The sequence below is a fragment of the Streptomyces durhamensis genome (assembly GCF_000725475.1).
Taxonomy (GTDB): Bacteria; Actinomycetota; Actinomycetes; order Streptomycetales; family Streptomycetaceae; genus Streptomyces; species Streptomyces filipinensis.
In genome coordinates, this window is sequence record NZ_JNXR01000009.1 from 187,848 (window position 1) to 204,679 (window position 16,832).

The 16,832-nt window shown below is 70.1% G+C and carries 19 protein-coding genes; 13 read left to right on the forward strand and 6 right to left on the reverse strand.

Features of this window, described 5'->3' with window-relative positions:
* Positions 1 to 15 precede the first annotated feature (15 nt).
* The 7 genes from nadC to IO33_RS0115775 all read left to right on the forward strand — a co-directional run bounded on the left by nadC (position 16) and on the right by IO33_RS0115775 (position 4,613).
* Positions 16 to 993 (forward strand): carboxylating nicotinate-nucleotide diphosphorylase, encoded by a 978-nt coding sequence (nadC, locus tag IO33_RS0115745; protein WP_031165088.1) that lies wholly within the window; start codon positions 16 to 18, stop codon positions 991 to 993.
* Positions 994 to 998: 5 nt separating this feature from the next.
* Positions 999 to 1,796: a type III pantothenate kinase gene (locus tag IO33_RS0115750; RefSeq protein ID WP_031165090.1), complete on the forward strand. Its 798-nt coding sequence runs from the start codon at positions 999 to 1,001 to the stop codon at positions 1,794 to 1,796.
* A 201-nt stretch (positions 1,797 to 1,997) separates the two neighbouring features.
* A complete protein-coding gene (locus tag IO33_RS0115755) occupies positions 1,998 to 2,660 on the forward strand; it encodes a hypothetical protein (protein WP_031165092.1) in 663 nt (220 codons plus the stop codon).
* Between the two features lie 81 nt (positions 2,661 to 2,741).
* On the forward strand, positions 2,742 to 2,921 hold the full coding sequence (locus tag IO33_RS0115760) for a hypothetical protein (protein WP_031165094.1): 180 nt from the start codon (positions 2,742 to 2,744) through the stop codon (positions 2,919 to 2,921).
* 159 nt (positions 2,922 to 3,080) lie between these two features.
* On the forward strand, positions 3,081 to 3,530 hold the full coding sequence (locus IO33_RS0115765) for a BlaI/MecI/CopY family transcriptional regulator (RefSeq protein WP_031165096.1): 450 nt from the start codon (positions 3,081 to 3,083) through the stop codon (positions 3,528 to 3,530).
* 9 nt (positions 3,531 to 3,539) lie between these two features.
* Positions 3,540 to 4,073 (forward strand): amino-acid N-acetyltransferase, encoded by a 534-nt coding sequence (locus IO33_RS0115770; RefSeq protein ID WP_031165099.1) that lies wholly within the window; start codon positions 3,540 to 3,542, stop codon positions 4,071 to 4,073.
* A gap of 204 nt (positions 4,074 to 4,277) precedes the next feature.
* The gene (locus IO33_RS0115775) at positions 4,278 to 4,613 is read left to right on the forward strand and encodes a histone-like nucleoid-structuring protein Lsr2 (RefSeq protein WP_031165101.1); all 336 of its coding nucleotides are present in this window, start codon (positions 4,278 to 4,280) and stop codon (positions 4,611 to 4,613) included.
* Here the strand turns inward: IO33_RS0115775 and IO33_RS0115780 are convergent.
* Positions 4,592 to 5,260: an SCO3374 family protein gene (locus IO33_RS0115780; protein WP_209438861.1), complete on the reverse strand. Its 669-nt coding sequence runs from the start codon at positions 5,258 to 5,260 to the stop codon at positions 4,592 to 4,594. The genes IO33_RS0115775 and IO33_RS0115780 overlap by 22 nt on opposite strands.
* 430 nt (positions 5,261 to 5,690) lie before the next feature.
* Here IO33_RS0115780 and IO33_RS0115785 point away from each other — a divergent pair, with 430 nt between their 5' ends.
* A complete protein-coding gene (locus tag IO33_RS0115785; RefSeq protein ID WP_031165103.1) occupies positions 5,691 to 8,216 on the forward strand; it encodes an ATP-dependent Clp protease ATP-binding subunit in 2,526 nt (841 codons plus the stop codon).
* A gap of 90 nt (positions 8,217 to 8,306) precedes the next feature.
* On the opposite strand, the gene IO33_RS0115790 is transcribed toward IO33_RS0115785, so the two are convergent.
* Complete coding sequence (locus IO33_RS0115790) at positions 8,307 to 8,960, reverse strand: HAD family acid phosphatase (protein WP_031165104.1); 654 nt, start codon at positions 8,958 to 8,960, stop codon at positions 8,307 to 8,309.
* Between the two features lie 373 nt (positions 8,961 to 9,333).
* On the opposite strand from IO33_RS0115790, the gene IO33_RS0115795 reads away from it, so the two are divergent.
* Positions 9,334 to 9,885 (forward strand): M23 family metallopeptidase, encoded by a 552-nt coding sequence (locus IO33_RS0115795; protein WP_031165105.1) that lies wholly within the window; start codon positions 9,334 to 9,336, stop codon positions 9,883 to 9,885.
* On the opposite strand, the gene IO33_RS0115800 is transcribed toward IO33_RS0115795, so the two are convergent.
* Entirely contained in the window at positions 9,875 to 10,486 is a 612-nt protein-coding gene (locus IO33_RS0115800) for a TetR/AcrR family transcriptional regulator (RefSeq protein ID WP_031165108.1), read from the reverse strand. The two genes, IO33_RS0115795 and IO33_RS0115800, sit on opposite strands and share 11 nt — an antisense overlap.
* Before the next feature lie 124 nt (positions 10,487 to 10,610).
* Here IO33_RS0115800 and IO33_RS0115805 point away from each other — a divergent pair, with 124 nt between their 5' ends.
* From IO33_RS0115805 to IO33_RS0115815, 3 genes are all read left to right on the forward strand, one after another.
* Positions 10,611 to 12,179 (forward strand): MDR family MFS transporter, encoded by a 1,569-nt coding sequence (locus IO33_RS0115805; RefSeq protein ID WP_031165110.1) that lies wholly within the window; start codon positions 10,611 to 10,613, stop codon positions 12,177 to 12,179.
* A 111-nt stretch (positions 12,180 to 12,290) separates the two neighbouring features.
* Complete coding sequence (locus IO33_RS0115810) at positions 12,291 to 12,779, forward strand: helix-turn-helix transcriptional regulator (RefSeq protein WP_051926783.1); 489 nt, start codon at positions 12,291 to 12,293, stop codon at positions 12,777 to 12,779.
* Positions 12,776 to 13,219, forward strand: a complete 444-nt coding sequence (locus IO33_RS0115815; RefSeq protein WP_031165115.1) for a VOC family protein — start codon at positions 12,776 to 12,778, stop codon at positions 13,217 to 13,219. The genes IO33_RS0115810 and IO33_RS0115815 overlap by 4 nt, the downstream gene beginning before the upstream one ends.
* Before the next feature lie 24 nt (positions 13,220 to 13,243).
* Here IO33_RS0115815 and IO33_RS0115820 read toward each other — a convergent pair whose 3' ends face one another.
* The gene (locus IO33_RS0115820; protein ID WP_209438862.1) at positions 13,244 to 13,996 is read right to left on the reverse strand and encodes an SDR family oxidoreductase; all 753 of its coding nucleotides are present in this window, start codon (positions 13,994 to 13,996) and stop codon (positions 13,244 to 13,246) included.
* Positions 13,997 to 14,113: 117 nt separating this feature from the next.
* On the opposite strand from IO33_RS0115820, the gene IO33_RS0115825 reads away from it, so the two are divergent.
* Positions 14,114 to 14,695 carry a TetR/AcrR family transcriptional regulator gene (locus IO33_RS0115825; RefSeq protein WP_031165118.1) on the forward strand — a complete coding sequence of 194 codons (582 nt, stop codon included), beginning with the start codon at positions 14,114 to 14,116 and terminating at the stop codon, positions 14,693 to 14,695.
* 24 nt (positions 14,696 to 14,719) lie between these two features.
* On the opposite strand, the gene cseC is transcribed toward IO33_RS0115825, so the two are convergent.
* Positions 14,720 to 16,108, reverse strand: coding sequence for a two-component system sensor histidine kinase CseC (gene cseC / locus IO33_RS0115830; protein ID WP_031165121.1), 1,389 nt, complete (start codon positions 16,106 to 16,108; stop codon positions 14,720 to 14,722).
* 11 nt (positions 16,109 to 16,119) lie between these two features.
* Complete coding sequence (gene cseB, locus IO33_RS0115835) at positions 16,120 to 16,824, reverse strand: two-component system response regulator CseB (RefSeq protein ID WP_031165122.1); 705 nt, start codon at positions 16,822 to 16,824, stop codon at positions 16,120 to 16,122.
* Positions 16,825 to 16,832: the final 8 nt, after the last annotated feature.

Sequence of the window (16,832 nt, forward strand, 5' to 3'; positions counted from 1 at the left end):
GGAGCAGTGACAGACGTGAGCACCGACGACCTTCCCCTCGCCCCCACCGGTGGCTGCGGCGACGGCTGTGCCTGTGGCGCGGACGGCGACGAGGAGTACCTGGAGAGCGGGCTCGACCCCGCGCTCGCCGAGCTGCTGGCCGCCGCCGGGCTCGATCCCGTAGAGGTCGAGGACATCGCCAACGTGGCCATCCAGGAGGACCTGGACGGCGGCGTGGACGTGACGACCGTGTCGACCATTTCCGAGGAGGCGGTGGCCACCGGCGACTTCACCGCGCGTGAGGCGGGCGTCGTGGCGGGCCTGAGGGTCGCCGAGGCCGTGCTGTCCGTGGTCTGCGCGGACGAGTTCGAGGTCGAGCGGCATGTCGAGGACGGCGACCGGGTCGAGGCCGGGCAGAAGCTGCTGTCGGTCACCACGCGCACGCGTGACCTGCTGACCGCCGAGCGCAGCGCGCTGAACATCCTGTGCCGCCTGTCCGGCATCGCGACCGCCACGCGCGCGTGGGCGGACGCGCTGGAGGGCACCAAGACGCGGGTGCGCGACACCCGCAAGACGACCCCCGGGCTGCGCTCGCTGGAGAAGTTCGCCGTGCGCTGCGGCGGCGGCGTCAACCACCGCATGTCGCTGTCCGACGCGGCCCTGGTGAAGGACAACCACGTGGTCGCCGCCGGTGGCGTCGCGCAGGCCTTCAAGGCCGTACGGGAGCAGTTCCCGGAGGTGCCGATCGAGGTCGAGGTCGACACCCTGCACCAGCTGCGCGAGGTGGTCGACGCGGGCGCCGACCTGATCCTGCTGGACAACTTCACACCCGACGAGTGCGCGGAGGCCGTCGGGATCGTCCACGGCCGGGCCCTCCTGGAGGCCTCCGGCCGGCTCACGCTCGACGTCGCGCGCGTGTACGCCGACACCGGCGTGGACTTCCTGGCCGTCGGCGCGCTCACCCACTCCTCGCCGATCCTGGACATCGGCCTGGATCTGCGCGAGGCGGAGTAACGGCCATGCTGCTCACGATCGACGTCGGCAACACGCACACCGTCCTCGGCCTGTTCGACGGTGAGGACATCGTCGAGCACTGGCGCATCTCCACCGACGCGCGCCGGACGGCGGACGAGCTGGCGGTGCTGCTGCAGGGCCTGATGGGCATGCACCCGCTGCTCGGCGAGGAGCTGGGCGACGGCATCGACGGCATCGCGATCTGCGCGACCGTCCCGTCGGTGCTGCACGAACTGCGCGAGGTCACCCGGCGGTACTACGGCGACGTACCCGCCGTCCTCGTCGAGCCCGGCGTCAAGACGGGGGTGCCGATCCTCACCGACAACCCCAAGGAGGTCGGCGCGGACCGGATCATCAACGCGGTCGCGGCCGTCGACCTGTACGGCGGCCCGGCGATCGTCGTCGACTTCGGTACGGCGACCACGTTCGACGCGGTCTCCGCGCGCGGGGAGTACGTCGGCGGCGTCATCGCGCCCGGCATCGAGATCTCCGTGGAGGCGCTCGGCGTCAAGGGCGCGCAGCTGCGGAAGATCGAGGTGGCCCGGCCGCGCAGCGTGATCGGCAAGAACACGGTCGAGGCCATGCAGGCCGGCATCGTGTACGGCTTCGCCGGGCAGGTCGACGGGGTCGTGAGCCGCATGGCGCGGGAGCTGGCCGACGATCCCGACGACGTGACGGTGATCGCCACGGGCGGGCTCGCGCCGATGGTGCTGGGGGAGTCCTCGGTGATCGACGAGCACCAGCCGTGGCTGACGCTGATCGGGCTGCGCCTGGTGTACGAGCGGAACGTGTCGCGTCTGTGAGGTGACCGGCGCCCTCTGGGCGCGTCGTGTGAGGTGACCGGCGCCCTCCCGGAGCGCCGGTTTTCCCGTTTCTCCGTGCGCGTGGCCCCGGTCGGGGGAAACCGGGAACGACACGCGTCGAAAAAACATCCAGATCCGTCACTTTTGTCCGATTAGCGGTAGCGTCGCCGCATGCCCACGCCATACGGATCCCGCGGCGGCATGGCGTTCGGCGTGGAGGAGCTGCGTGTGCTCCGCCGCGCCCTCGCCCTCGCCCTTCACCCCGGCCAAGCGTCCGCCGAGGACGTCAAGGACTGTTGCCGGCTCGCAGAGTCGCTCGACGAGGCGATGCGCGAGGGGGCGAGACTGCGCGCCTTCCTGGTGGCCGACCTGGGCCGGTACCGGGCCGCGCTCCCGGGCACCGCCGCCGGCTATCTCACCCTCCTGGAGGAGGCGCTGGGGGCCGGGCACCGGCCGACGCCGGACGATCTCGCCGCACTGCGGGCGCTGCCCAGGAGCCCGGCGGCGGCCGCGCTGCTGGACCGTTGCCGGGCACTGGCGGAGCAGGACGTGCGGGCCCGGTTCGCGCAGGGCGCGCGCAAGGTGCCCGCACCCGCCGTACCGCCCTCCCGCACCCGCCTGATGGCCCTGCAGGGCGGCGGGGCGGGCCCAGGGGTCCGGCAGGCCGAGGAGCCGCAGGAGCCCGCCCAGAAGCCCGCCCAGGACCCCGTGTCGAAGCCGACGCCGAAGCCCGCGCCGACGCCCGCGGAGCGGCCCGCTCCGGAACCCGCCACGCCGAAGCGGCCCATCCCCACGCCGGGCGAGGTCTTCCCGCGCCGCAAGCCGGCACCCCCGGCCGAGTCCCGCGAACTGGCCGCCGGCTGACCGTACCGGCCCCCGGCCGGTACGGGTTCGCGCGCGTACCCCGTGCCTTTCGGGCGTTTGGGGCGTGGATACTCTGGTGCCATGGACTACGTCTCCGCGCTCGTGCCTCCGGTCGTGATGGCCGTGTTCTTCATCGGTGTGGTCAGGGTGATCGTGAAGACCCAGGGCGGGGCCGCCAAGGCCAAGGAGGACGCCGCCGTCGACGCCGCCCTCGCGCGCGCGGAGGGTGCGCGCCAGGCCCCCGCCCGCGGCGACGCCTGAGCGCTCCCGCGGGCCGTCGCTATCCCGGTGCGACTCCGAGCCGTACGCCCTTTTTGTTCCTATTCGCGGCTTAGTGCACGTCCGGCAGGCCATTGCCGGGATCTCCCACTATTGTTCTGAGCTGTGCCTCGCCCATTGGGAGAACTCGAAGACGCGGTCATGACGCGGGTGTGGAAGTGGAACCGCCCGGTGACCGTTCGAGAAGTCCTGGAAGACCTCCAGCAGGAACGCTCCATCGCGTACACCACCGTGATGACCGTTTTGGACAATCTCCATCAGAAGGGCTGGGTCCGCCGCGAGGCGGAAGGGCGGGCCTATCGATATGAGGCCGTCTCGACGCGCGCCGCGTACGCCGCCGCCCTCATGAACGACGCCTGGTCGCAGAGCGACAACCCGGCCGCCGCTCTCGTCGCCTTCTTCGGGATGATGAGCGAGGAACAGCGCCAGGCCCTCAGGGACGCCGTACGCATCGTCCAGGGCCCGGAAACCCCCCGAACCCCCGAACCGCGGCAACGGGAAGCCGCGCAAGGGGAAGCCGCGCAACAGGAAGCGCCCGAAGCCCGGCAAGAGGAGAACCCCGGCTCGGCCGGGGGCGCGGACGGGCGATAGCGTCCGCTCATGTCAGCAGAGCGTCCCGAAGTCTCCGCAAAAGCCATCACCGTCCGGCGTGCCCGGACCAGCGATGTGCCGACCGTACGCCACCTCCTCGACGCCTACGTCCGTGACAGCATCCTGCTCGACAAAGCCACGGTCACCCTTTACGAGGACATCCAGGAGTTCTGGGTCGCGGAACGCGACGACAACGCCGAGGTGGTCGGCTGCGGCGCGCTGCACGTCATGTGGGAGGACCTCGCGGAAGTCCGCACTCTCGCGGTGAAGCCCGGCCTCAAGGGCGCGGGCGTCGGTCATCAGTTGCTGGAGAAGTTGCTGCAGACCGCGCGCTGGCTCGGCGTTCGCCGGGTTTTCTGCCTCACCTTCGAAGTGGACTTCTTCGGGAAGCACGGCTTCGTCGAGATCGGCGAGACGCCGGTCGACACCGATGTCTACGCGGAGCTGTTGCGTTCCTATGACGAGGGCGTCGCGGAGTTCCTGGGTCTCGAACGAGTGAAACCGAACACCTTGGGCAACAGCCGGATGCTTCTGCATCTGTGATCGTCATTGCCCAGGTTCCCTATGTCCGAAACGCGCATGTTTCCGGGCAGGGGCGGTCCGTCGGTCCTCTGCCAGGGGTTTGTGTTTTTCCGGCAAAAGCGGTTTGCTTTCCGACGTACTGCAGTACTGCATATAACAGGGGCGGCGAAACGGCGGGACGCCACACACCCCTGGTCCTCAACGTTATCGATGAAAGGAAATCCGGTGGCACAGAAGGTTCAGGTCCTTCTTGTCGACGACCTCGACGGCGGCGAGGCGGACGAGACCGTGACGTTCGCGCTGGACGGCAAGACGTACGAGATCGATCTCACGACGGCCAATGCGGACAAGCTGCGCGGCCTTCTCGAGCCCTATGTGAAGGGTGGTCGTCGTACCGGAGGCCGTGCTTCGGGCGGGCGTGGAAAGGTGCGCGCCGCCGCGGGTGGCAACCAGGACACCGCGGCGATCCGCGCCTGGGCGAAGGAGAACGGTTACGAGGTCAACGACCGCGGCCGTGTTCCCGCGTCCATTCGCGAGGCCTACGAGAAGGCCAACGGCTGATCCCGCAGGCAGTCGGTCGGCAGCCCGGCGCGCAGGCGCCGCAGCCGGACCCGGTGACAGTGCGCTGCCACCGTGTCCACCAGTCGTACGAGATCGGGGGCGCTCCCCTCGCGCCCCACGGCCGGCATCGTCGGCAGCGAGGCCTCGGCCTCGCCTCCAGGCCCAGGGGGCCGCAGCCACACGGCGGCCCCCTGCGCAGAGCGGACGGCCATCGGTGCCGCACGCCCCGCGGGGACGGCCCCCGGTGGGGCCGGTGCCCGGATCGCACCGCCCACGCCCAGGACCCGCAGATCGAGCGTCACGGCGCTCCATTCCAGCCAGTCCAGCAGCCCCGGCAGCTCCTCAGCGCTGCCCGCGGCCACCAGCAGCTGCATCCGGTCGCCCCGAAGCGCCACGGCGGAGCCCGCCGCGAGATGCCGGAGCGCACCCGCGCCCGCCTCGGCCGGCACGTCCAGGACGTCGAACCGCAGCCCCGTCAGCAGCCGCAGCGGCCGTCCGGGCACGGTCGCCCACCCCAGATCGTTCTCGTACCAGTGACGGGCCCGGGCATCCGGGCCGGCCGGGAGATCGCACGCATCCGGTACGCCCGGATCCAAGGGGCGCCGGGGAAGGGGGACCGTTGAGGCCGTGGGGAACGAGCCAACCATGCCCAGCGCAACCGCAGAAGCGACCAGCGAGTTACGCTGGGTTCCCCGGTGATCGCGCAGAGTCGCGAAATGGGGGCGCGTGGGGGTGCGGGGGAGGCGCGAGGTTGTTCGCCCATAGCGGAGGGAATGGGTGCGCGCGGCATGGAGTGTCAGTCCCAGCGGGTAAGACATCCCTAGTGGGAGGGGGCGACACGCAGGATGGGCCGTCTCACGTTCGCCATCGGCGTACTGGCGAGTGGGGTAACTGCCTGGCCTGCGGGAACATCGTCTCGCACCATCGGGTTGGAGCAGATGTCGGCGTTCGGGGTCAGGAGGCCAAGGACGGTGTCGGCAGTTGGAATGAGCGGTCCCCGCTTGCGGGACTAAGCTGCGGAAGGACAGGGAGGGGAAGTTCCCCCCACTGCCTGACCGCTCTGAGGAGCGATTAACGATGTTCGAGAGGTTCACCGACCGCGCGCGGCGGGTTGTCGTCCTGGCTCAGGAAGAAGCCCGGATGCTCAACCACAACTACATCGGCACCGAGCACATCCTCCTGGGTCTCATCCACGAGGGCGAAGGTGTCGCCGCTAAGGCCCTGGAGAGCCTCGGCATTTCGCTTGAGGCGGTCCGCCAGCAGGTGGAGGAGATCATCGGTCAGGGCCAGCAGGCCCCGTCCGGGCACATCCCCTTCACCCCCCGTGCCAAGAAGGTCCTGGAGCTGTCGCTCCGCGAGGCCCTTCAGCTGGGCCACAACTACATCGGCACGGAGCACATCCTGCTCGGCCTGATCCGCGAGGGCGAGGGCGTCGCCGCCCAGGTCCTGGTCAAGCTGGGTGCAGACCTCAACCGGGTGCGGCAGCAGGTCATCCAGCTGCTCTCCGGTTACCAGGGCAAGGAGACCGCCACCGCCGGCGGCCCCGCCGAGGGCACCCCCTCGACCTCCCTCGTCCTGGACCAGTTCGGCCGGAACCTCACCCAGGCCGCTCGTGAGTCCAAGCTCGACCCGGTCATCGGGCGCGAGAAGGAGATCGAGCGGGTCATGCAGGTGCTGTCCCGCCGTACCAAGAACAACCCGGTGCTGATCGGTGAGCCCGGCGTCGGCAAGACCGCCGTCGTCGAGGGCCTCGCCCAGGCCATCGTCAAGGGCGAGGTGCCCGAGACGCTCAAGGACAAGCACCTCTACACGCTGGACCTCGGCGCCCTGGTGGCCGGCTCCCGCTACCGCGGTGACTTCGAGGAGCGCCTGAAGAAGGTCCTCAAGGAGATCCGCACCCGCGGCGACATCATCCTGTTCATCGACGAGCTGCACACGCTGGTCGGTGCGGGTGCCGCCGAGGGCGCCATCGACGCGGCGAGCATCCTCAAGCCGATGCTGGCCCGCGGCGAGCTGCAGACCATCGGTGCGACCACCCTGGACGAGTACCGCAAGCACCTGGAGAAGGACGCGGCCCTGGAGCGCCGCTTCCAGCCCATCCAGGTCGCCGAGCCGTCCCTGCCGCACACGATCGAGATCCTCAAGGGTCTGCGTGACCGCTACGAGGCGCACCACCGCGTCTCCATCACGGACGAGGCGCTGGTCCAGGCCGCCACCCTGGCCGACCGGTACATCTCCGACCGCTTCCTGCCGGACAAGGCGATCGACCTGATCGACGAGGCCGGCTCGCGGATGCGCATCCGCCGGATGACCGCTCCGCCGGACCTGCGCGAGTTCGACGAGAAGATCGCCGCCGTCCGCCGGGACAAGGAGTCCGCGATCGACTCGCAGGACTTCGAGAAGGCCGCCTCCCTCCGCGACAAGGAGAAGCAGCTCCTGGCCGCCAAGGCCAAGCGGGAGAAGGAGTGGAAGGCCGGCGACATGGACGTCGTCGCCGAGGTCGACGGCGAGCTGATCGCCGAGGTCCTCGCCACGGCCACCGGCATCCCGGTCTTCAAGCTGACCGAGGAGGAGTCCAGCCGCCTGCTCCGCATGGAGGAGGAGCTGCACAAGCGGGTCATCGGCCAGAACGACGCCGTCAAGGCGCTGTCGAAGGCGATCCGTCGTACGCGTGCGGGCCTGAAGGACCCGAAGCGTCCGGGTGGTTCGTTCATCTTCGCCGGCCCGTCCGGTGTCGGTAAGACCGAACTGTCCAAGGCGCTCGCCGAGTTCCTCTTCGGCGACGAGGACGCGCTGATCTCCCTCGACATGTCGGAGTTCAGCGAGAAGCACACGGTCTCGCGTCTCTTCGGTTCCCCGCCCGGATACGTGGGTTACGAAGAGGGCGGCCAGCTGACCGAGAAGGTCCGCCGCAAGCCGTTCTCCGTCGTCCTCTTCGACGAGGTCGAGAAGGCCCACCCGGACATCTTCAACTCGCTGCTGCAGATCCTGGAGGACGGTCGCCTGACCGACTCCCAGGGCCGGGTCGTGGACTTCAAGAACACGGTCATCATCATGACGACCAACCTCGGCACCCGGGACATCTCCAAGGGCTTCAACCTGGGCTTCGCCGCCGCGGGTGACACGAAGACCAACTACGAGCGCATGAAGAACAAGGTGTCGGACGAGCTCAAGCAGCACTTCCGCCCCGAGTTCCTCAACCGTGTCGACGACGTGGTCGTCTTCCCGCAGCTGACGCAGGAGGACATCCTGCGGATCGTCGACCTGATGATCAGCAAGGTGGACGAGCGCCTGAAGGACCGGGACATGGGCATCGAACTGTCCCAGACCGCCAAGGAACTGCTGTCCAAGAAGGGCTACGACCCGGTGCTGGGCGCGCGTCCGCTGCGTCGCACGATCCAGCGCGAGGTCGAGGACACGCTGTCGGAGAAGATCCTCTTCGGCGAGCTGCGCCCCGGTCACATCGTGGTCGTGGACACCGAGGGCGAGGGCGAGACCCAGACCTTCACCTTCCGGGGTGAGGAGAAGTCGGCGCTGCCCGACGTCCCGCCGATCGAGCAGGCGGCCGGCGGTGCCGGACCGAACCTGAGCAAGGACGCGTAAGCCTCCGGCGGATCGTCCGAACGGAAGGGGCCGGTGCCTTTGGGCACCGGCCCCTTCCGCATGCCCGGGAAGCCCCGGTGACGACCGCGGTTACGACAACTGGCCGTTGTAGTCCGGCAGCTTGAAGGTCTTCTCGGCGTGGCCGCCGGACAGGTCGGTGGCGCTGTTGCCGATGTTCGCGATGATCGAGTAGCCCTTGTTCTCGATGTCGACGCGCTGGGCGGTCTTGTAGGCGGCGACGTCCTTGAAGAGGTCGAACAGGCCGCGGACGTAGAGGCCGGAGACGTCGTAGCCGTCGTACGCGAGGTTGTACTCGGTGGGCAGGTAGATGATGCCCGGGCGGGCCGTCACGAAGAACAGCGAGACGCCGTGTTCCTGGGCGTACTTGGCGACGCTCAGCACGGGCCTGTTGGCCGGCTGCGGGTAGCTGAAGCCGAAGTCGGTCTCCAGCGTGGTGTTGTCGATGTCGAAGACGATCGCCTGCTTCTCGCCCGGCCGGGCGGCGGCGATGCGCTCCTTCAGGTACGGCAGGGCCTGGTCCATCACCGCCTGGCAGTCCTTCTGCCAGGTGGCGTAGTCGACCTTGGCGGCAGAGGCCGTGGTCGCGGAAGCCGTGGTCGCGGAGGCGGTGCCGCCGGCGGTGCTGCTCGCGGTCGCGGCCTCGGCCGGGGCGGCCAGCGCGGCCAGGGCGGCCACGGAGACGGCGGTCGCGGATATGCGGCGCGCCCAGGGGCGTCTGGTCATCGGTGGGGGTCCTCTCACGTCCGTACACGTGCCTGAATGTCAGGGGCATGATCTGAGGTGAGGATGGCGCGAGAGGAACCGTAGGGTTACTGGACGGTAGGCGCCTAGGGGCGTGCGTCACATTTCTGTGATCGTCGGTTTGGCCGGCCGGTGATAAGCGGCACAGGCGAAATTTCCCTTACTAGCCGTGATAGTGGGATCGGTCATCCGCGCGACAAGGACTTTCGTCCCGGAAGTGCGCGGAAGAGAACGGTGTCGCGTCGTAGATGGGGCGTTTTGGGCTGGATGAGGTGATCGGTTACCAAAGGACGGCCACCTCGCCGGACCTCTGTTCGCGGGGTGGCGGTTTTGTCCCCGAGTTCACGAGGTCTCGATGTTCCAGCGCGTCACGTCCCGTTCTTCCCGTACGTCCCCGCTCCGCACCCGCGTGGCCGCCCTGGCCGCCGGTGCCGGCGCCGCGGCCGTGCTGGGGACCGGGGTCGCGAGCGCCGCCGCACCGTCGGCCGCCACCTGGGTCGACCCGGTGAGGTCGTACACGCTGTCCGCCAGCTTCATGCAGGCCGGCAGTCACTGGGTCGCCAAGCACAGCGGGCAGGACTTCGCCGTGCCCACCGGCACCGAGGTCATCGCCGCGCACGGCGGCACCGTCGTCAAGGCCGGTCCGAACGGCGCCGGTGACGGCCCCGCGTACGGCAACGCCGTCGTCATCAAGCACGCCAACGGCACCTTCTCGCAGTACGCGCACCTGTCCCGGATCGACGTCAGGGCCGGTCAGATCGTCAGGACCGGCCAGCACATCGCCCTCTCGGGCTCCACCGGCAACTCCACCGGCCCGCACCTGCACTTCGAGATCCGTACGACCCCGAACTACGGCTCCGCCGTCGACCCGGTCGCGTTCCTGCGCGCCAAGGGCGTCAGTCTCTGACCTGGCCCTTCTCGCAGGCGTGCTCGTGCGCCTGCGTGACCAGGTCCAGGGCGACCTCGAGAACGGCCTCGCGCTTCTTCTCGGGGTCGCCTTCCAGGTCCTGCATCACGAACATCCCCGCGTGCAGCGTGAACATCGCGCTGACGGAGCGCACCTGGTCCACGAGTTCGGCCTCGGGGTCGATCAGGATGTCCCTGAGACCCCGCATCCGGTCCTTGAAGGCCTCGCCGATGCGCAGTTCCCGTACCGTCGCCTGGTTCTCCTGCATGAAGCGGAACAGCGGCTCCGCGCCGGCCAGCGCCTCGCTGTAGCGCCGTACGATGTCCTGCTTGGTCTGAAGCGTGTGCGGCTGGCTGCGGCCCCACTCGATCAGGTCCTCGATCGGTTTCGTCAGGTCCTCGAAGAGGCTGACGATGATCTCTTCCTTCGTCTTGAAGTGGTAGTACAGGGCCGCCTTCGTGACGTCGAGACGCTCGGCGATCTCGCGCAGGGAGGTCTTCTCGTAGCCCTGCTCCACGAAGAGTTCGAGCGCCACGTCCTGGATGCGCTGGCGGGTGTTGCCGCGGCGCTGCTGCTTGGTGCCGTCCATGGTGACGCCCATCCTCGTACTCCTCGCGCTTCCGCGGAAACTTACTTGACGACCGGCTAGTAGCGGGTCTACTTTCCCAGTGTAGTGAACTAGCCGGGCGGCAAGTAAGTGGCCGCGGTAGGGGGAAGTGGAAGAGATGGCGGACACGGTGGGAAGCGGCACGGAGGGCAAACGGCCCAGGAGCGTGCGGGTGGTCCTGCTCGCGCTCATGATCGCGATGATGCTCGCGATGCTCGACAACATGATCGTGGGCACCGCGATGCCGACGATCGTGGGCGAGCTGGGCGGCCTGGAGCACCTGTCCTGGGTGGTCACCGGGTACACCCTGGCCACCGCGGCCTCGACCCCGATCTGGGGCAAGGTCGGCGACATGTACGGGCGCAAGGGCGCCTTCCTCAGCTCGATCGTGATCTTCCTGATCGGCTCAGCGCTCAGCGGCATGGCCCAGAACATGGGCGAGCTGATCGGCTTCCGGGCCGTGCAGGGCCTCGGCGCCGGCGGCCTGATGGTCGGCGTCATGGCGATCATCGGCGACCTGATCCCGCCGCGGGAGCGCGGCAAGTACACCGGCATGATGGCCGGCGTCATGGCGCTGGCGATGATCGGCGGACCGCTGGTCGGCGGCACCATCACCGACAACTGGGGCTGGCGCTGGTCCTTCTACATCAACCTGCCGCTCGGTGCCGTCGCCCTCGCGCTGGTCAGCGCCGTGCTGCACCTGCCCAAGAAGCGGGCGCAGGCGCGCATCGACTACCTGGGCGTCGCCCTGCTCACCGTCGGCATCACCGCGATCGTGCTGGTCACCACCTGGGGCGGCAGCGAGTACGCCTGGACCTCCGCGCGGATCATGGAGCTGATCAGCATCGGTGTCGCCGCGCTGATCGGGTTCGGGTTCTGGCAGACCAAGGCGGCCGAGCCGGTCGTGCCGCTGCACATGTTCGGGAGCCGCAACTTCACGCTGATGTCCCTCATCGGCTTCATCACCGGCTTCGTGATGTTCGGCGCCACGCTCTACCTGCCGCTGTACCAGCAGTCGGTGCAGGGCGCCTCCGCGACCAACTCCGGTCTGCTGCTCCTGCCGATGCTCGGCGCGATGCTGGTGACCTCGATGGTCGCGGGCCGGGTGACCACCAACAGCGGCCGCTACAAGATCTTCCCGGTCGCCGGCGGCGCGCTGATGATCGTCGGGCTGTACCTGCTGTCGCTGATGGACACCGGTACGACCCGGCTGACCTCCGGCGTCTACATGGCCGTCCTGGGTCTGGGCATGGGCTGCCTGATGCAGGTCACCATGCTGGTGGCGCAGAACAGCGTGGAGATGAAGGACATGGGCGTGGCCTCGTCGTCCTCGACGCTGTTCCGTACGCTCGGCTCCTCCTTCGGTGTGGCCATCATGGGCGCGCTGTTCAACAACCGGGTCCAGCACGTCATGGCCGAGCGGGCCGGTGCGGTGGGCAAGCACATGACCGAGAAGAGCGCCGCGCTGGACGCGAAGCACCTCAAGATGCTGCCGGGCCCGATCCGGGACGCGTACCAGCACGCGGTGTCCGCCGGTACGCACTCGGCGTTCCTGCTGGGCGCGGCGGTCGCGGTGGTCGTGCTGATCGCGGCGCTGTTCGTGAAGGAGGTCCCGCTGAGGGGCGGGAAGCCGTCGGCGGAGAGCGGCGACGACGTGGCTCCCGTGCAGGTCGTCGAAGCGGTCTGAGCCGCATCTGAACCGAAGGCCCCGGGTCGGTGTCCGCCCCCGGGGCCTTCTTCATGCCCGCCCTCCTGCCGGCCGGCGCGGTTGTCAGTGCCCCGTGCCACCATCGGCCGCATGGACAAGCTGCGCCGTATGCGTCTGGCCAAGGACGCCATGGACCGGGACTGGGCCGACCCCGGTCTCGATCTGGACGCGGTCGCCGCCCGCGCCGGGTACTCGCGGTTCCACTTCCTGCGCGCCTTCAAGGACGCCTACGGCGAGACGCCCGGGCAGTATCTGACCCACCGGCGCATCGAGCGGGCCGAGGAGATGCTGCGCTGCGCCAACCTGACCGTGACCGAGATCTGCACGCTCGTCGGCTTCAGCAGCCTCGGCACGTTCTCCGCCCGCTTCAAGGCCCGCACCGGACTCACCCCGAGCGAGTACCGCACGAAGCACGTCGGCCGTGGCGCCGCTCTCATCCCCGGGTGCTACGCCATGCTCTGGGCCGGCGGCTTCAGAAGCGCAACATCCGAGAAGCGCGCCGCGTCCGGGCCTGCCTACGGTGACGAACGGGAATCCCTCCCCCCGCCAAACGCCGCCGACAGGAGCGCAGAACCATGATCAAGGGGCTTGCCATCACCACCGTCTGGGTCCTCGACCAGGACCGGGCCAAGGAGTTCTACACCCAGAAGCTGGGCCTTGAGGTCCGTACGGACATGACCATGGGGGACGGCGGGATGCGCTGGCTCACCGTCGGCGCCCCCGACCAGCCCGACGTGGAGCTGACGCTGATGGTGCCGGGTCCGCCCGCGATGGACCCCGAGTCCGCGCAGATGATGCGCAAGCTCATCGCGAAGGGGGCGCTCGGCGCGGGCGTGCTGGCGACCGATGACATCCACGGCGACTACAAGAAGCTCAAGGAGCGGGGAGTGGAGTTCCTCCAGGAGCCCCAGGAGCGGCCGTACGGTACGGAGGCGCTCTTCCGGGACGACTCCGGCAACTGGTTCTCGTTCACGCAGCGGCGAGCGGGCGGTCTGGATCTGGAGCGCGACTGGGCCTGATGAGCGCCTCGCGGCCGGGCGCTGTCAGCGGCCCGTCGCCAGTGTCGCGCCGCCCGTCGCCTCCAGCACCACGCCGGTCATGAAGTCGTTGGCGGCGAGCATGTGGATCGCACGGGCGATGTCCTCCGGGCGGCCGACGCGCCCGACGGGCGTGATCGCGGCGAAGCCGTCGAAGACGGCCCGGCGCTGCTCGGCCGGCATACCGTCCCACCAGGGCGTGTCGACGACGCCGGGGGAGACCGCGTTGACGCGGAGCGGCGCCAGTTCCACGGCGAGGGGCGGGACCATCGCCTCCAGGGCGCCGTTGATCGCGGCGAGGCCGGCGGTGCCGGGCAGGGCGGCGCGGGCGGAGGCGGCGGTCACCAGCGTCACCGAGCCGTCGCGGCGCAGGGCCGGCAGGGCGGCCTGAAGCACCTGGACGTGCGGCCAGAACTTGCCGGCGAAGCCGTCCCGCAGCTCGGCCAGGTCCAGTTCGGCGAAGGGGCCGCCGCCCTTGCTGCCGCTGAGCGCGACGACCAGGTGGTCGACGGGCCCCGAGTCCGCGAAGAAGGCGTCGACCGCGGCGCGGTCCGTCCCGTCCAGCCGGTAGGTCGTGACCTTGCCGCCGATCCGGTCCGCCGCGGCGTCGAGGCGGGCCTGGTCGCGGCCGGTGACGACCACCTCCGCGCCGTCCGCCGCGAAGACCGCGGCCGCCGCCTCGCCGATGCCGGAGCTGCCGCCCATGACGACGACGCGCCGGCCGGCCAAGGGGTGCGCAGGGCTGTGCGGAGTGCTCATGAGGGGCTCTCTCTCCCAGGGATCACCGGGTTCCGGCCCATTGCCGAGAACGCCGGTCTCGTTAAAGAATTGCCGAGACTGCTGGTCTCGTCAAGCGGTTTCGGAGAGGATGGGCCCGTGCACGACAGCAAGGAACCCCGCCCGCACACCGGACGGCGCCGTAACGAGGCCGCACGCCTCGCGATCCTCGACGCCGCGCTGGAACTGCTCGCCGACGCCGACGGCGCCCCCGTCAGCGTGGAGACGATCGCGCGCGCGGCCGGGGTCGGAAAACAGACCCTCTATCGCTGGTGGCCCTCCAAGGGTGCCGTCCTGCTGGACGCGCTCACCGACCGCGCCGCCCAGGACGTGCCCGCGCCGGACACCGGCAGCCTCCGCGAGGACCTGCGCCGACTGGCCGTCGCCACCTTCGAGGCCGCCCAGCGCCGGCCGTCCGCGCCGGCCCTGCGCACCCTCGTCCGCGAGGCGGCCCGGGACGCGCATCTGGCCGAGCTGCTGCGGGTGTTCACGGAGTCCCGCAGGGCCGCGGTGCGCGCGGTGCTCGAACGGGGGCGGGAGCGCGGGGAACTGGCCGCCGACCGGGACGTCGACGTCCTGGTCGACCAGTTCTACGGGTTCTTCTGGTACCGGTTCCTGCTGGGGCACGCGCCGTTGGACCGGGCCGCGGCCGACCGGCTGACCGAGTCGTTGCTGCGGTAGCGCGCCGCCCCCGGCCGCTGCCGGTTACGAGGGCGCCGCCCCCGGCCGATGCCGGGAGCTGCCCGCTCCGCCCGACGTCGGCAGCATCGGATAGCTGCCGGTGTTCGTCGGCGCGTGCTCCGGGAGCCACAGCACGGCCACCGCGCCCTCGGCCGGGAGGCCGGCGGGCGCTCCGGCGGGGCGTACGTTGCGGAACGTCAGCCGGGCACCGAGCACCCGGGCCTGGCCCGCCGCGATGGTCAGGCCCAGCCCGTGGCCCGTACCGGCGCGGTCCTTGCTGCCGGTACGGAAGCGGCTCGGGCCCTCGGCGAGCAGTTCCTCGGGGAAGCCGGGACCGTGGTCGCGGACCCGGATGACCCGGCCCTCGACGGTCACCTCGATGGGCGGCCTGCCGTGCCGTGCGGCGTTGGCGAGCAGGTTGAACAGCACCCGCTCCAGCCGCCGCGGATCCGTGGTGACCTCCGACTCGTGCACCACCCGCACCTCGATGTCCGGGTCCTTGGCGGCCACGCGCCGGGTGACGAACTCGCCGAGCATGAGGTCCTGCAGCTCGGCCCGCTCCGAGGCGCCGTCCAGGCGGGCCACCTCCAGGACGTCCTCGACGAGGGTGCGCATCGCCTTCGCCCGGTCCAGGACCAGTTCCGTGGGACGGCCGGGGGGCAGCAGTTCGGCGGCCGTCAGCAGACCCGTCACCGGGGTGCGCAGCTCGTGCGCGATGTCGGCGGTGACCCGCCGCTCGGCCTCGATCCGCTGCTGCAGCGCGTCCGCCATGGCGTCCACCGCCCGCGCGAGATCGTCGGTCTCGTCCCGGACGACCCCGCCGATGGCCTCCCGCACCCGGACGTCGGTCTCGCCCTTGGCGACCTGGTTCGCGGCGGCCGCCGCCTTGCGCAGCCGCCCGGACAGCTGCCCGCCGATCAGCACGCCGAGCGCGCTGCCGCCGAAGACGACCGAGACGGAGCCGATGACCAGCGCCTGGTCGAGGTCCTTCATCACGTCGGTGGAACGGTCGGGCATATGGCTGTGCAGGGACAGCACATGCCCGTCCTTGGTGGGCACGGCCGCCCAGATGTCCGGCGCTCCGCCCTGGTCGATGACGTCGCTGGCCTTGCGGCCCGTCGTGACCTTCTTGAGCAGCGCGGCCGGCAGGTCGCGGTCGTCGAGCTTGACGTTCGGGTAGTTCGGCCGCCGGTTGTGGTCGTAGTTGAGCTGCGCCCACTGGAGGCGCTGGTTGGCCAGGTCGCGTGCGTTGTCGAGCATCGAGACCCGGGCGGCGTTGTGCACCACCAGGCTCAGCACGATCGCCACCAGTCCGGCCACCAGTGCGATCGCCGCGCTGAGCTTCCATCTCAGCCCGGTGTGCAGGCCCGCGCGCTCCATGCGCCGGACCGGGTTCCGGAGTATCCGCCGCATCGCCGCCCCGCTCAGGCCTTCAGCTTGTAGCCGAAGCCGCGGACGGTCTCGATGCGGTCCTGGCCGATCTTCTGGCGCAGCCGCTGCACATGCACGTCGACGACCCGGGTGTCCCCGCCCCAGCCGTAGTCCCAGACCCGCTCCAGCAGCTTGTCCCGGGAGAGCACGGTGCCCGGCGCGGAGGAGAACTCCAGCAGCAGCCGCATCTCCGTCGGGGTGAGCGCGACCGGCTGCCCGGCCCGGCGTACCTCCATGCCCTCGGTGTCGATCTCAAGGTCCCCGAAGGTGAGCACCCCGCCGGTCAACGCGTCGGCGCCGGACTCGGCCTGGCTGCCGCCGCCCGCGTGCCCGAAGCGGCGCAGCACGGCCCGGATCCGCGCGACCAGCACGGCGCCGTCGAACGGCTTGGTCACATAGTCGTCGGCGCCCGCCTCCAGGCCGAGGACGACGTCGATGGAGTCGGCGCGCGCCGACAGCATGATCACCGGCACGGTCGACTCGTCCCGGATACGACGGCACAGGCTGACGCCGTCCAGACCGGGGACCATGACGTCCAGCAGGGCGATGTCGGGGCGGTTCGTCCGGAACGCCTCCAGACCCGAAAGCCCGTCGGGCATGGCGGTGACCGCGAAGCCGTCCCGCTCCAGGGCCAGCTGGGTGGCCTCGCGGATGACGTCGTCGTCCTCGACGAACAGGACGTGGGTCTGGTCTGCCATCCCGGTGC

Bases quoted from the DNA above. Each gene is read 5' to 3' on its own strand.
- IO33_RS0115750 (WP_031165090.1), top strand. From the start codon at position 999: ATGCTGCTCACGATCGACGTCGGCAACACGCACACCGTCCTCGGCCTG.
- IO33_RS0115755 (WP_031165092.1), top strand. From the start codon at position 1,998: ATGGCGTTCGGCGTGGAGGAGCTGCGTGTGCTCCGCCGCGCCCTCGCC.
- IO33_RS0115760 (WP_031165094.1), top strand. From the start codon at position 2,742: ATGGACTACGTCTCCGCGCTCGTGCCTCCGGTCGTGATGGCCGTGTTC.
- IO33_RS0115765 (WP_031165096.1), top strand. From the start codon at position 3,081: ATGACGCGGGTGTGGAAGTGGAACCGCCCGGTGACCGTTCGAGAAGTC.
- IO33_RS0115770 (WP_031165099.1), top strand. From the start codon at position 3,540: ATGTCAGCAGAGCGTCCCGAAGTCTCCGCAAAAGCCATCACCGTCCGG.
- IO33_RS0115780 (WP_209438861.1), bottom strand. From the start codon at position 5,260: ATGGTTGGCTCGTTCCCCACGGCCTCAACGGTCCCCCTTCCCCGGCGC.
- IO33_RS0115785 (WP_031165103.1), top strand. From the start codon at position 5,691: ATGTTCGAGAGGTTCACCGACCGCGCGCGGCGGGTTGTCGTCCTGGCT.
- IO33_RS0115790 (WP_031165104.1), bottom strand. From the start codon at position 8,960: ATGACCAGACGCCCCTGGGCGCGCCGCATATCCGCGACCGCCGTCTCC.
- IO33_RS0115795 (WP_031165105.1), top strand. From the start codon at position 9,334: ATGTTCCAGCGCGTCACGTCCCGTTCTTCCCGTACGTCCCCGCTCCGC.
- IO33_RS0115800 (WP_031165108.1), bottom strand. From the start codon at position 10,486: ATGGGCGTCACCATGGACGGCACCAAGCAGCAGCGCCGCGGCAACACC.
- IO33_RS0115805 (WP_031165110.1), top strand. From the start codon at position 10,611: ATGGCGGACACGGTGGGAAGCGGCACGGAGGGCAAACGGCCCAGGAGC.
- IO33_RS0115810 (WP_051926783.1), top strand. From the start codon at position 12,291: ATGGACAAGCTGCGCCGTATGCGTCTGGCCAAGGACGCCATGGACCGG.
- IO33_RS0115815 (WP_031165115.1), top strand. From the start codon at position 12,776: ATGATCAAGGGGCTTGCCATCACCACCGTCTGGGTCCTCGACCAGGAC.
- IO33_RS0115820 (WP_209438862.1), bottom strand. From the start codon at position 13,996: ATGAGCACTCCGCACAGCCCTGCGCACCCCTTGGCCGGCCGGCGCGTC.
- cseC (WP_031165121.1), bottom strand. From the start codon at position 16,108: ATGCGGCGGATACTCCGGAACCCGGTCCGGCGCATGGAGCGCGCGGGC.
- cseB (WP_031165122.1), bottom strand. From the start codon at position 16,824: ATGGCAGACCAGACCCACGTCCTGTTCGTCGAGGACGACGACGTCATC.